The 12,209-nt window shown below is 41.7% G+C and carries 15 protein-coding genes; 12 read left to right on the top strand and 3 right to left on the bottom strand.

Annotated features, from left to right (window positions below):
• Nucleotides 1-6 precede the first annotated feature (6 nt).
• The 5 genes from LIQ05_RS05770 to LIQ05_RS05750 all read left to right on the top strand — a co-directional run bounded on the left by LIQ05_RS05770 (nt 7) and on the right by LIQ05_RS05750 (nt 3,989).
• Nucleotides 7-882, top strand: a complete 876-nt coding sequence (locus tag LIQ05_RS05770; protein WP_226819351.1) for a TadE/TadG family type IV pilus assembly protein — start codon at nt 7-9, stop codon at nt 880-882.
• A 73-nt stretch (nt 883-955) separates the two neighbouring features.
• Entirely contained in the window at nt 956-1,366 is a 411-nt protein-coding gene (locus LIQ05_RS05765; protein WP_226819349.1) for a prepilin peptidase, read from the top strand.
• Nucleotides 1,363-1,788, top strand: a complete 426-nt coding sequence (locus tag LIQ05_RS05760; protein ID WP_226819347.1) for a TadE family protein — start codon at nt 1,363-1,365, stop codon at nt 1,786-1,788. Before LIQ05_RS05765 ends, LIQ05_RS05760 begins: the two co-directional genes overlap by 4 nt.
• Nucleotides 1,789-1,798: 10 nt before the next feature.
• On the top strand, nt 1,799-3,244 hold the full coding sequence (locus LIQ05_RS05755; protein WP_226819346.1) for a DUF6382 domain-containing protein: 1,446 nt from the start codon (nt 1,799-1,801) through the stop codon (nt 3,242-3,244).
• 115 nt (nt 3,245-3,359) lie between these two features.
• A complete protein-coding gene (locus LIQ05_RS05750) occupies nt 3,360-3,989 on the top strand; it encodes a rhomboid family intramembrane serine protease (RefSeq protein ID WP_416385979.1) in 630 nt (209 codons plus the stop codon).
• On the opposite strand, the gene LIQ05_RS05745 is transcribed toward LIQ05_RS05750, so the two are convergent.
• Nucleotides 3,920-4,609, bottom strand: coding sequence for a sensor histidine kinase (locus LIQ05_RS05745; RefSeq protein WP_226819344.1), 690 nt, complete (start codon nt 4,607-4,609; stop codon nt 3,920-3,922). The genes LIQ05_RS05750 and LIQ05_RS05745 overlap by 70 nt on opposite strands.
• Nucleotides 4,610-4,804: 195 nt before the next feature.
• On the opposite strand from LIQ05_RS05745, the gene LIQ05_RS05740 reads away from it, so the two are divergent.
• Complete coding sequence (locus LIQ05_RS05740; RefSeq protein WP_226819342.1) at nt 4,805-5,209, top strand: HIT family protein; 405 nt, start codon at nt 4,805-4,807, stop codon at nt 5,207-5,209.
• Between the two features lie 20 nt (nt 5,210-5,229).
• Nucleotides 5,230-5,757, top strand: coding sequence for an RNA polymerase sigma factor (locus tag LIQ05_RS05735; RefSeq protein ID WP_226819341.1), 528 nt, complete (start codon nt 5,230-5,232; stop codon nt 5,755-5,757).
• A 96-nt stretch (nt 5,758-5,853) separates the two neighbouring features.
• Here LIQ05_RS05735 and LIQ05_RS05730 read toward each other — a convergent pair whose 3' ends face one another.
• Nucleotides 5,854-6,918 carry an undecaprenyldiphospho-muramoylpentapeptide beta-N-acetylglucosaminyltransferase gene (locus tag LIQ05_RS05730; protein ID WP_226819339.1) on the bottom strand — a complete coding sequence of 355 codons (1,065 nt, stop codon included), beginning with the start codon at nt 6,916-6,918 and terminating at the stop codon, nt 5,854-5,856.
• A 119-nt stretch (nt 6,919-7,037) separates the two neighbouring features.
• On the opposite strand from LIQ05_RS05730, the gene LIQ05_RS05725 reads away from it, so the two are divergent.
• Nucleotides 7,038-7,592 carry a hypothetical protein gene (locus LIQ05_RS05725; RefSeq protein ID WP_226819337.1) on the top strand — a complete coding sequence of 185 codons (555 nt, stop codon included), beginning with the start codon at nt 7,038-7,040 and terminating at the stop codon, nt 7,590-7,592.
• A 59-nt stretch (nt 7,593-7,651) separates the two neighbouring features.
• Nucleotides 7,652-9,268 (top strand): MBL fold metallo-hydrolase RNA specificity domain-containing protein, encoded by a 1,617-nt coding sequence (locus tag LIQ05_RS05720; protein ID WP_226819335.1) that lies wholly within the window; start codon nt 7,652-7,654, stop codon nt 9,266-9,268.
• Between the two features lie 94 nt (nt 9,269-9,362).
• On the opposite strand, the gene LIQ05_RS05715 is transcribed toward LIQ05_RS05720, so the two are convergent.
• Nucleotides 9,363-9,605: a TIGR03905 family TSCPD domain-containing protein gene (locus tag LIQ05_RS05715; RefSeq protein WP_021925966.1), complete on the bottom strand. Its 243-nt coding sequence runs from the start codon at nt 9,603-9,605 to the stop codon at nt 9,363-9,365.
• Between the two features lie 188 nt (nt 9,606-9,793).
• Here LIQ05_RS05715 and LIQ05_RS05710 point away from each other — a divergent pair, with 188 nt between their 5' ends.
• The 3 genes from LIQ05_RS05710 to LIQ05_RS05700 all read left to right on the top strand — a co-directional run bounded on the left by LIQ05_RS05710 (nt 9,794) and on the right by LIQ05_RS05700 (nt 12,201).
• On the top strand, nt 9,794-10,495 hold the full coding sequence (locus LIQ05_RS05710) for a 5'-methylthioadenosine/adenosylhomocysteine nucleosidase (RefSeq protein WP_226819333.1): 702 nt from the start codon (nt 9,794-9,796) through the stop codon (nt 10,493-10,495).
• Nucleotides 10,496-10,559: 64 nt separating this feature from the next.
• On the top strand, nt 10,560-10,934 hold the full coding sequence (locus tag LIQ05_RS05705) for a hypothetical protein (RefSeq protein ID WP_226819331.1): 375 nt from the start codon (nt 10,560-10,562) through the stop codon (nt 10,932-10,934).
• 55 nt (nt 10,935-10,989) lie between these two features.
• Entirely contained in the window at nt 10,990-12,201 is a 1,212-nt protein-coding gene (locus LIQ05_RS05700; protein WP_226819329.1) for a methyltransferase, read from the top strand.
• Nucleotides 12,202-12,209: the final 8 nt, after the last annotated feature.

Here is a 12,209-nt window from a genome sequence, read left to right as displayed (position 1 = left end):
GCTGGTATGGCGAAAAAACAAATGATTGCTGCTGTAGGCACAAAAGGTGCAGAAAGATGCTTTTCCGGAGAGGTGATGAAAATATTGATCAAAAGAAGACTGAAAAAAGATATATATTTTGAAAAAAGAAGAACAAGAAGGAATAGTTCTCTGGGGAATCAGTCCGCCGGAACATCCCCGGTTTATGGCGGAACCCTTTTCGGCAAAGTGTCTTTGTGCACCTTTTGGAGAAAGATAGGAAAAAAACTGAAAAAAGCCAGCTTGACAATAGAAGCTGCTTTTGCGCTGCCCTTGTTTTTCTTTGGAATGCTATCCATGATTTCCTTTATGGATGTTTACATGGTTCAGACAGAGCATTTAAGCAAACTTTGCCAGAATGCAAAAACCGCTGGAATGTATGCTTACGCTGCAGGCGGAAGTGAGGTGGAAGACATTACGCTGCCTGATCTATACAAGTATAAACCCATCAGCGGGCTTATACCACTTCCGGCAATCTGGATGCACAATACCGTGAAAGTACATGCCTGGACAGGGGCGGACAGGGGAAATGGAGGAAGCGGAAGCGCTGGTACCACCGAGAAAATGGTATACGTTACGGTTTCTGGTTCTGTTTATCATAAGAAGCTGAACTGCAGTCATCTGAATCTGTCTGTTTCTAAGGCTGCAGGAACAGATATTTCTTCCCTGCGAAATGACTGCGGAGAGAAATATCATGCCTGTGAAAGCTGTAGCAGAGGGCAAAAGCCTGGAAATACAGTGTATATTACAAAATCAGGGAACCGATATCACAACAGCAAGAGCTGCAGCGGGTTGAAAAGGTCTGTGAGATTGGTGAAAGAGTCTGATGTGGGAAATCTGCATGCATGTAAGCGATGTGGCTGATAAGAAAATATAGATCTTTAGCGGAAAACAAATATCTGCGCAGCAAGAAAAGAAAGTGTTTGAGGTGAAAAATATGGAGCAATTATGTATTCTTACTTTCCTTGGAATTAACAGCTGGAAAGATATAGAAACCAGAGAAGTTTCTCTTTTGACAATCTGGATATTTGGAATTGCTGGATTTGTGAGAGCCTGTTTTTGTGGATCTGTCAGTATAGAATGGATTGCTACAGCAAGTGTCGGAGGGGCTGTGATCCTGCTCAGTATATTTTCAAAAGGCGCGGTGGGAATGGGAGATGGATTTTTGCTGCTGGCACTTGGAACGGTTTTGTCCTTTGGAGAACTTTTAACCTCTTTTTTACTGGGGCTTTTGTGCTGTAGCTTCTGGGGAATCACTTTACTGTTTTTACCCGGAAACAGAAAAAAGAAAGAGGTACCTTTTGTTCCATTTCTTTTGCTTGGATATATTGGAGGATTGATCTATTGAAAAAGGTTGCGAAAAGGGGAAGCATGACCATGGAGGCTGCACTTTTAATGCCTGTGATCTTATTGGTGCTGATGGTAACTTTGTACTTGTTTTTTTACATACATAATCGTGCATGGCTTACAGCGGCTGCATATGAGGCTGCTCTTGACGGAGCCATGGAACCGTTAAGACCCGAAGGAAAAAGCAGGGACAAAGCCCTGAAAAAGGGAAAAGAGCTTGGAAACACAGGATTTTTCGGAAGCAAAAATCTGAAATTGCAGGCAAGTGAAGGGAAACAGGTTCAAGTCATTTATGATCTTGACATGTTTTCTGTTTATGGAGGATTTAATAGTCATTTGCAGGTTCAGGGAAAGGTAAAAGTGATCAAACCGGTATCCTGGATCCGAAAAATAAAAGGTGCTGCAGATGCCATAAAAAATTAAAGGGGAAAAAATGAAATCAGAATATAAAAGAGATATAAATGGAAATTATTTGGTGCTATATGAGAAGGAAGAGCCAGATACCTCATCCTATCAGATGAGAATGTTAGTGGGAAATACGATTCCATCGATCTTGAAATGCAGGATACAGGGTGTTGATGGCCAGTTTATGGTGTGCTATGACATAACCTCGAAACAGTCCCTGTTATCTTTGTATGAAGAGAAAAAGATGGGATATGAAGATCTGCAGATGATCCTCGGAGGTTTCGTACAGGTTATGGAGGAAATGTCGGAGTATCTTTTGAACCCCTGCTGCCTGCTACTGAAACCGGAATATATGTATGTGGATATTGAAAAAAGACAGCTGTATTTCTGCTATCTTCCTGGTTATGATCAGGATGTCCGCCAGAAATTTCAGGAGCTGACGGAATACATTCTTCCCATATTGGATCATGAAAATCAAAGAGCAGTAATGCTTGGATATGGAATTTATCGAAGAGCGTTGGAAGATAGTTTCCATCTTGAGTATATAAAAAAAGAACTATATCAGGAAAGAAATGAGATTGAAAGGACAGAGCGTTCATCCGATATACAGGTAACAAAGGGGTATTATGGAATGAATCAGCAGCAGGATAGTAAAGCTGAGGCCATTTATACGGAGGGAGATGAGAAAGCAGGACTGCAAAGGGAAGAAAATATAGAAACGCTTATGTGGCAGGATGAAGAAGAGGCAAAAAGAGCGAAAGCTTCTGGCAGCACCAGACACGGAATTATAATATGGTGTGCAGTAGCTGCGCTGCTTTCCCTTCTGGTTGTGGCAGCGGAGACTTTTGGATATCTTCCCAGGGTATCGGTAGCAGTAATTCTGGGAGTGATTATAGCTTTTATGGGAATTGGAATGCTGTGCAGCTGGCTCCTGTCTCTTAGAAAGAAAAAAGAAGAGGCTGCAGAGGAAAATCAAGGGAATGCAGGAACAAATATACCAGAGCCTGCTTCAAGTGGAAAAGAAAATTTTAGCATGGAAATTGAGAACGGGATATCTGAGAAAAAAAGTAAAGAAATAAAGGAAAATAAAGCAGAAAAACCAGATGAGAAAAGAAAAATGTCAATATTACAAAAGAATTGCGGTGAAACAGTGGTATTATCTGCAAATATTGTCAATGGACCGGCGACTCTTGTGAGCAGGGAGCCTGGGGAACTGGCTACCATTTATTTACAGGAGGAGTTGACGGTAATTGGAAAAATGGAGACAGCAGCAGATGCGGTAGTCGATCTTCCTACTGTAAGCAGAATCCATGCAAAAATCCGAAAGCGAGAAGGGGAGTATTACCTTACAGATCTTAATTCCCGCAATGGTACTTCCGTAAATGGAAAGATGTTAAAGGGAGATGAGGAATACTGTCTTCAGGACCAGGACGAGGTGGATTTTGCTCAGGCCAGATATGTATTTTTGAAATAATATTGAGGTATCAGAGAAATTGTGCTATACTTACGCTATTATCAGAAAGTTTAAAACAAAACAGACATGCCGTTTTCTGGCGGTATTAATATATTGAGGTGGTTGAGTGGAAGAAATAAAAAAAGAACCCATGACGGTTCTTTTTATACTTCTGAATATACTGATATTTCTTGTTGTAGATTTTACTGGCGGATCAGAGAATACGGTTCACATGATAGAATGCGGAGCGGCTTATCCGCCACTGATCCTTGAAAATGGTGAGGTATACAGATTGTTTACCTGTATGTTTCTCCATTTTGGAATTTACCATATTGCAAATAATATGCTGGTCCTTTTTGTTCTGGGCCAACGGCTGGAACCGGTAGTTGGTAAGCTCAAGTTTGTTCTGATCTATCTCCTTGGAGGCCTTGGAGGGAATATTTTTTCCATTGCAATGGAGATGAAGAAATCAGAATATGCAGTATCCGCCGGTGCATCAGGTGCCATATTTGCAGTAATGGGTGCTATGATCTATGTAGTGATCCGGCATCGTGGGAAAATCCAGGATCTTTCCGTAAGGCAGATGATGATCATGGCAGGTTTTTCCCTGTATTTTGGATTTACAAGCACAGGTGTTGATAATGCTGCGCACGTTGGCGGAATGGTCTGCGGATTTATACTGGCAGCACTCCTTTATCATCCACGGAAATCTTCTGGAAGAAGCATGTGGAAGGAGGCACCGGAATCCGGTTCATTCTCAGCATAAATTTTTCCGCCATGTGCCTGAATGATCTGGCTGGTGATCGAAAGACCAAGCCCCGTTCCATTTTTCTTAAAGGTTACAAAGGGGGTAAAAATCTGTTCCAGCTGATCTTCCGGTATGCCGCAGCCATTGTCGGTTATGGAAATATGGACTGCCTTTTCGGAAGAAAATGCACAGAATTTTACTTTTCCGTCTGAAGCAGGGACAGCTTCTGCTGCATTTCGGAACAGATTCAAAAGTGCCTGTTTCAGTTTGATCCGGTCAATATATAGTGCCGGAAGAGCAGGTGAAATTTGTTCCGCCAGTGAGATCCCAAGATATTCATAGGTGGGATGTATACTGGAAATGATTGCTTTCAGATACGGGAAAAGCTCTGTTTTTTTCGGTGAAAGTTTATAAGCATTATTATAATCCGAAAGATTATTCAGGAGTTCCTTTGTATATTCCAGATTTGCAGTGATGTCATTCCAGTAATCGTATGCAGAAACTTCCGGATGTGTATCTTCGATCAGCTGAAGCTCACTTCCGATCAATGCTATAGGATTACGGATCTCATGAGAAAATCTGGAAAGTATCAAATGAAATTCGTCCTGTTTTTTATTTAAAATATTACTATTTTGCATAAGCTCACCTCATGTGAAGTGTAACATCTGGTGCAGAAAATGACAAATAAAATCGTACTTAAAAAATCGAGATTATTCGACGAAATAGCCTGATTTGTTCTTCGAAAAAATTTTTTTAAAATTTTTTGAAAAAAAGTGTGATTTTCATTGCTGACAAACGTATAATTTATATATTCTTTTGGGAGGAATAAGACTATGGATAATTGTATTTTTTGTAAAATCGCCAATGGAGAAATTCCAGCTGCAACATTGTATGAGGATGATGATTTCAGAGTGATTCTGGATCTTGGTCCGGCAAGTAAGGGACATGCTTTGATCTTGCCTAAGGCACATGCTGCAAACATCTATGAAATCTCTGATGAGATGGCTGCAAAGGCCATGATCCTGGCAAAGAAAATGGCAACTAAGATGACAGATGCACTGAAGTGCGATGGCTTCAACATTGTACAGAACAATGGAGAGCCGGCAGGTCAGACTGTTTTCCATTTCCATATGCACCTGATCCCAAGATATAAAGGGGATAAAGTGGGAATTACCTGGGAACCTGGAACTTTGACCGACGAAGTGAAGAAGGAGATCCTGGAGAAACTGAAAAACTGAGAAAAAACGGGGTACAAGAGATGAATAGTGAAGAATTTAAAGCGTTTTATGATCGCTACTATGATGTCTCAGTTAAAGTTGCAAGTGCAATTGTACAAAGCCGTTTTACCGCAGAAGATGTAACACAGGAAGTATTCATGTACTTCTATGGAATCAGGGAAAGACTGGATGTTTCATGTGAAGCGAGGCTTCATGCACTGGTAGTGTGGAAAACAACCAACAAGGGAAGAGATTATCTGAGAAAATCATATGTAAAGCGTGAAGTAATGTATGACAATGATGTGGCAGAATTGCAGTATCGTACTACAGAAAGCGCAGAAGCTGCATTACTTGGAATGGAGAAAAGACAGTATTTATCAATGGCGTTCGAGAATCTCCACAGGAAAAATCCTGTAAACTACATGATTTTCATGAGAGTTGTAATGGAAGGCGTTTCCACAGAAGAGGTAGCGCGGGAATTTGGCTATACCAGAAATAATGTGAATAACAGAGTCCTTAGGGCAAGAAACTGGCTCTTGGAAGAACTGGAAAGATTGGAAAAAGAATAACTTTAACTGAAAAAAGCATACCTCTGTATTTTACAGAGGTATGCAAGACTACAGGTCTGACTTTCTTTGCTGCCCGGGGTGAGTTGACATAAAAAGTTATGAACGGGCACACTCGTCAATCAATTTAACGATATGTTGAATGGAATTTAAGTTTTTACCTGCAGACATAGCCGCAATGTATTTATCACGCTCCTGATAGAGCTTACGGATTGCTTCCAGAAGAGTGGATTCTGTAATCTCTTCTTCTTCCAGCACTACACTGTACCCCTGGCGCTCAAAGGAACGAGCGTTAAGGATCTGGTCACCGCGGCTTGCTTTTGCAGATAATGGGATCAGGAGATTGGGCTTGGAAAGCGCGGCAAGTTCGCAGATTGCATTAGCTCCTGCACGGGAGATTACCACATCTGCAAGTGCAAACATGTCAGGAAGCTGTTCCTGAACATATTCGTATTGAACATAACCTGTCATCTGGATGCTTTCATCCATTTTTCCTTTACCACAAATATGGATCACCTGAAATTCTTTCAGCAGTTCAGGAAGGATTTTCCGAACATTTTCATTTACAGAAGCAGCACCAAGGCTTCCTCCGATAACCAGCAGAACTGGTTTCTCAGAAGTGAAACCGCAATAGGTGCGGGCACGTTCTTTGTCCCCATGGAGAAGCTCCTGACGGATCGGAGTGCCAGTGAGAACTGCTTTTTCTTTTGGAAGACTGTTGACAGTTTCAGGAAAATTACAGCAAATTTTAGCAGCAGAAGAAAGACATAATTTGTTTGCAAGGCCAGGAGTCATATCAGATTCATGGATGATTGCAGGAATATGACGTTTTCCCGCTGCGATTACAACTGGTACGGTTACGAAACCACCCTTGGAAAACACAACATCGGGTTTCAGCTGTTTCATGAGTTTTTTTGCCTGGAAATAACCTTTCAGAACACGGAATGGATCTGAGAAGTTTTTCCAATCGAAATAGCGGCGTAATTTACCGGAAGCGATTCCGTAATAAGGAATTCCAAGCTCTTCGATCAGCTTTTTCTCAATGCCATCGTAGGAGCCAATATAAGAAATTTCATAACCTTTTTCCTTTAATGCAGGAATCAGGGCAATATTCGGGGTAACATGTCCGGCAGTACCACCGCCGGTAAGGATAATATGTTTCATAGGATCCTCCTGAATAATTGTTTTTGTTATTGGTCACATTGTGAGCAGTAACGGTTTATTTTATAAATATGAACCCCTGGAGGGGAATTGTCAAGAAAATAAAAATCCGGGAGAGAAAAATGAACAAAGAAATAAGTGATGAAAAGGCGGATAAACTGCTGGAAGAGGAGATGATCAAGGAGGCGAAAATGATAGAGGACAGCCTTCTTGGAGATCGGAAAGACGATACTCCTATTCCAGCAGAAGAAATTGATAAATCCTATCAGCGTTTTCTGAAGCGTCTGAAAGCAGAGGGAATGCTTGAAGAGAATGGAGATGGGGCAGAGGCTGCACTGAAAACTGCAGAGATTGTAAGATTTCCAGGAAGCTGGGAAGAAGAAAAAGCCGAGGAAATTTCAGAGAGTCCTGAAGAGAGAACTGAAAAAGCAACTGAAGAAATAATTGAAAAAACCGAAGAATCCATTCAGAAAAGTGATATTGATATGATTGTTGAATTTTCTGACAAGCTTCTGGCACTTGAAAAAGAAGAGAAAAAACCATGGTACCGGTATGGGGTGACGGCAGGAATTGCTTTGCTTGCTGCTGTGGGAATTTTGGCAGGAAGTATGGCTGGCCAGGCGGATTCTGCTAAATTTGTCAGTACGATCCAGCATATTATATACAATCAAAATTAAAGCTTAGCGTACTGTTTTTTAGTAACAGTAACAAGTTCTGGGTAAAAGGGGGAATCTGTATGAAGATCACTTTTATTGGAGCAACACATGAGGTTACCGGAAGCTGCTACTATCTGGAAGCCGCCGGAAAAAAATTCCTTGTAGACTGTGGAATGGAGCAGGGACCAAATTATTATGAAAACAAAGATATTCCTGTGCCAGCGGGAGATCTGGACTTTGTGCTGTTAACCCATGCGCACATGGATCATTCCGGAAATCTGCCTGCGCTATATGCAAAAGGCTTCAAAGGTCCTATATATGCTACAGAAGCTACCTGCAATTTGTGTGATATCATGCTTCGTGACAGTGCCCATATCCAGATGTTTGAGGCTGAATGGCGTAACCGTAAGGCAAAACGGCAGGGCAAGCCGGAATTTGTACCGGCGTATACCATGGAAGATGCCTTGGGGGTAATCCATAATTTTGTGGGCTGCCCATATGAAACTGGCATTATTCCTGGCGAAGGCATCCGGGTAAGATTTATTGATGCAGGACATCTCCTGGGTTCCAGTAGCATTGAAGTAAACATCTGTGAAGATGGAGTAGAAAAGACAATTGTATTTTCCGGAGATATTGGAAATACCAATCAGCCTTTGATAAAAGATCCTGTCTATCTGAAAAAGGCAGATTATGTGGTGATGGAATCTACGTATGGAGACCGAAGTCATGGTGAGAGACCAGATTATGAGCGCCTTCTTGCAGATATTATTCAGGAAACCTTTGACAGAGGAGGCAATGTGGTCATTCCATCCTTTGCAGTTGGAAGAACGCAGGAAATGTTGTATTTTATTCGACAGATCAAAGCCGAGGGGTTAGTTCATGGACATGACAATTTTAAAGTGTTTGTGGATAGCCCTCTTGCAATTGAGGCAACGACTATTTTTGGCAATCACAAATATGATTGCTTTGATGAGGAAGCGCTGGAACTCATCCGAAAGGGAATCAACCCCATCAGCTTCCCTGGTCTGAAAATATCAGTAACCAGCGAAGATTCACGGGCAATTAATTTTGATGGGGAACCTAAAGTTATCATCTCTGCAAGTGGAATGTGTGATGCTGGAAGAATCAAGCATCATTTGAAACATAATCTGTGGAGAGAGGACAGTACTATTCTTTTTGTGGGATATCAGGCTGTCGGAACTGCCGGCCGTGCACTCATAGAAGGTGCCCAGGAAATCAAGCTGTTTGGTGAACCTGTGCATGTAGCTGCAAAGATCTGCCGTATGCCGGGAATCAGCGGACATGCGGATGTAAATGGACTGATAGACTGGATCAGGGCCTTTGAGGAAAAGCCAAAGAAAGTGTTTGTGACACATGGTGAGGACAGCGTGACGGAGCTGTTTGCATCCAGACTGCATGATGAATTGGGCTATAACACGTATGCTCCATTTAGTGGAACAGAATTCGATCTTGCCACAGGTGAGTTTGTTTATGAAGCAGAGGGAATCAAAATTCAGAAGCCATCTGCTGTTCGGAAGGCTTCCAAAGCAGCCAGGGCATACGAGAAGCTTCTTGCTCTCGGACATCGTCTGCTGTCTGTTATCCGGAAGAATGAAGGCTGTCCGAATAAGGATCTGGAGAAGTTTTCCAGAGAAGTGCAGTCCCTGTGTGACAAATGGGACCGGAATGACATTTAGAAAATAAGAAATAGTTCCAGCTAAAAGCCAAAAAGTGGGAAACTGCTGGAACATAATAAAAAAGTCCCCGGGATTTTATCCCGGGGCGAAATAATCATGAAAGCGCTTCTTTTAAAGCGGTAGCAAGCTGGTCTGGACATGAAGTTGGTCTGCGTCCGCACTGGATTCCCTCCAGGCGTGCGATGACTTCTTTCGCTGGCATACCCTCTACAAGTTTGGCAACACCCTGTGTATTGCCAGAGCATCCCCCGATAAATTTCACGTTGTGAACTTTCTGTTCATCATCAAGATCATATTGGATTGCCATAGAGCAAACACCTTTTGTTTTATATTCCATCGTTTTTTCCTCCATTATTTTTTCGGGAGTTGGATAAATCCTTCTCTCATAGCATTCTTAATTATAACAGAACACAATATAAGTTTCCATGCCAAATTTAAGTTGGACATAGGAAGAAGTTTTGGTATAATGTCAGTTGAAGAATTTGTTTACTTTTTAATAAGGAATAAAATAGAGGAGAATAACAAATGAAAACAATCGGTATTATTGGCGCAATGGAAGTGGAAGTTGCGATTTTAAAAGAAAAAATGGAAGATGTGCGAATTATCAAAAAAGCTTCCATGGATTTTTATGAAGGAACACTGGCTGGTAAAAAGGCTGTAGTAGTCCGTTCTGGAATCGGTAAAGTAAATGCGGGTATCTGTGCCCAGATCCTGGCGGATGTATTTTCTGTAGATGCGATCATTAATACAGGAATTGCAGGCAGCTTGAATAAAGACATTAATATTGGAGATATTGTTCTTTCTACAGATGTGGTACAGCATGATATGGATGCTACTGGATTTGGGTACCGCAAGGGACAGATTCCGCAGATGCCGGTATTCTTCTTTGAGGCAGACGAGAAGCTTCGTAAGCTTGCAAAAGGGGTGTGCCAGGAAGTAAATCCGGAGATCCAGGTGTTTGAAGGAAGAATTGCTTCTGGAGACCAGTTTGTCTGTGACCAGGATGTGAAGGATAGAATCGTATCGGAATTTTCTGCATATGCTACAGAAATGGAGGGGGCTGCAATTGGACAGGCTGCTTATCTGAATGAAATTCCATTCCTGGTTGTTCGCGCTATTTCTGACAAAGCGGACGGCAGTGCCCAGATGGATTACAGTGAATTTGAGAAGGCAGCTGTAGAGCATAGCGTGAAGCTTACTCTTAATATGCTGGCAAAAATGGCATAATGAACCGGAAACTGGGGTGCTGCATATACTGGAAGTGAAATGGAAAAGGAATCAGATTGCTGATATGATATATAAAGATTTTTATCCATTTTACGCCAGCTTCGCAAACCCGATGCTTTACAGAGGGGAAATGGAACTGGAGAAAGAATTTTCTCTGATGAAATCATACTATCCAGAAACAGCCAGAAAAATCCAGGAGAAGGTGGAAGAAGAATGTGATCTTCTGGATTACGAAGGCAGCAGAATGTATGATGAATATCCGGACCGATATATGCTGTATCATCTTGGAAAGAAAATCGTGGATGAAGTGAAAAAGGAGTCGGAGCTGGAAACCATGTCTGACAGTCTTTTGGGTGATCTGGCGGAAGTACTTCTTTTTCACGAGATATCCAGAAGGCGTTGCCGGAGAAGAAGGTGCCGGGGAGCTTTTTACAGATGATGTGGAACCTGCAATAAGTGATTACAGAATTTAGAAGAAAACAATTATAATAACTATGAAAACAATAGACGAATATTTAGAGGAACAGATTAATGAGCGGCTGTGTCAGGCTGTTTTAAGCGGAGGCAGAGGTGATGGGCCATCGAAGGTTAAGATACGCCCGGTTGAAATAAAGGGGCAGGTGGTTTATCAGGCTTCTGAGACAGTGGGAACGAAAGTACTCCACAAAAACTATCCAAGAGAAGAACTGATAAGGTATTTGAAAACAGAACTTCTGCATGGTTTTTCACAGCTTCAGGCCAGTGGGATGGCGTTGGACGGAACTGTTCTGGTAAGTAAAAAAGGCAAGATAACTATAAAGACCAGACGTCATCCCGGAAACAGCCAGGGGAAAAAACTGGTGTCAGGGAGGGATAAGCTGGGACTATCGGGAGAAATGCCACAGATATTGGCACATAACCGTGTGAAACAGTACATTCTTAAGGAAAATATTCCGGTTCCGTTTCTGGTTGACCTTGGAGTTATGAACAAAGACGGCAGGATTATTACCCAAAAGTACGATAAATTCCGGCAGATCAACAGATTTTTGGAATTTATCCAGGACATTTTGCCAAAGCTGGATCAGCAGAAGGAAGTAACCATATTGGATTTTGGATGCGGCAAATCATATCTTACATTTGCCATGTACTATTATCTTAGAGAGCTGAAGAGATATGATGTAAATATCATAGGCCTGGATCTGAAAACAGATGTAATTCAGAAATGTAATCATCTTGCTGAAAAATATGGCTATGAAAAGCTTCGTTTTTATCAGGGAGATATTGCGGATTATGAAGGCGTTTCTGCTGTAGATATGGTGGTTACACTTCATGCCTGTGATACAGCTACGGATTATGCACTTGCAAAGGCTGTGGAATGGGGAGCAAAAGTTATTTTGTCTGTGCCATGCTGCCAGCATGAGATAAATCGCCAGATTAAAAATGAAATGTTAGAGCCTATATTGAAGTATGGGATTCTGAAAGAGAGAATGTCAGCACTTTTCACAGATGGAATTCGGGCAAACCTGTTAGAAAGTATGGGATATGAAACACAGATCCTGGAATTTATAGACATGGAGCATACGCCCAAGAATCTTCTTATACGTGCAGTAAAAACTGGCAATAAGAAAGACATGGAAAAAGCAGCAAATCTTATGGAGGTGCTGAATATCAGTCCTACATTAGAAAGACTTCTGTACCCGCAGGGGGAGGTAAACGCAGAAAATTAAGGGGAGAA

The sequence above is a fragment of the Blautia glucerasea genome, assembly GCF_020537505.1.
Classification (GTDB): Bacteria; Bacillota; Clostridia; order Lachnospirales; family Lachnospiraceae; genus Blautia_A.
This window is presented reverse-complemented; position numbering and strand designations above follow the sequence as displayed.

Excerpts from the sequence above, each read along its gene's own strand:
- LIQ05_RS05765 (WP_226819349.1), top strand. The coding sequence starts at position 956 with ATGGAGCAATTATGTATTCTTACTTTCCTTGGAATTAACAGCTGGAAA.
- LIQ05_RS05770 (WP_226819351.1), top strand. The coding sequence starts at position 7 with ATGGCGAAAAAACAAATGATTGCTGCTGTAGGCACAAAAGGTGCAGAA.
- LIQ05_RS05705 (WP_226819331.1), top strand. The coding sequence starts at position 10,560 with ATGATATATAAAGATTTTTATCCATTTTACGCCAGCTTCGCAAACCCG.
- LIQ05_RS05720 (WP_226819335.1), top strand. The coding sequence starts at position 7,652 with ATGAAGATCACTTTTATTGGAGCAACACATGAGGTTACCGGAAGCTGC.
- LIQ05_RS05745 (WP_226819344.1), bottom strand. The coding sequence starts at position 4,609 with ATGCAAAATAGTAATATTTTAAATAAAAAACAGGACGAATTTCATTTG.
- LIQ05_RS05725 (WP_226819337.1), top strand. The coding sequence starts at position 7,038 with ATGAACAAAGAAATAAGTGATGAAAAGGCGGATAAACTGCTGGAAGAG.
- LIQ05_RS05730 (WP_226819339.1), bottom strand. The coding sequence starts at position 6,918 with ATGAAACATATTATCCTTACCGGCGGTGGTACTGCCGGACATGTTACC.
- LIQ05_RS05735 (WP_226819341.1), top strand. The coding sequence starts at position 5,230 with ATGAATAGTGAAGAATTTAAAGCGTTTTATGATCGCTACTATGATGTC.
- LIQ05_RS05740 (WP_226819342.1), top strand. The coding sequence starts at position 4,805 with ATGGATAATTGTATTTTTTGTAAAATCGCCAATGGAGAAATTCCAGCT.
- LIQ05_RS05710 (WP_226819333.1), top strand. The coding sequence starts at position 9,794 with ATGAAAACAATCGGTATTATTGGCGCAATGGAAGTGGAAGTTGCGATT.
- LIQ05_RS05755 (WP_226819346.1), top strand. The coding sequence starts at position 1,799 with ATGAAATCAGAATATAAAAGAGATATAAATGGAAATTATTTGGTGCTA.
- LIQ05_RS05715 (WP_021925966.1), bottom strand. The coding sequence starts at position 9,605 with ATGGAATATAAAACAAAAGGTGTTTGCTCTATGGCAATCCAATATGAT.
- LIQ05_RS05700 (WP_226819329.1), top strand. The coding sequence starts at position 10,990 with ATGAAAACAATAGACGAATATTTAGAGGAACAGATTAATGAGCGGCTG.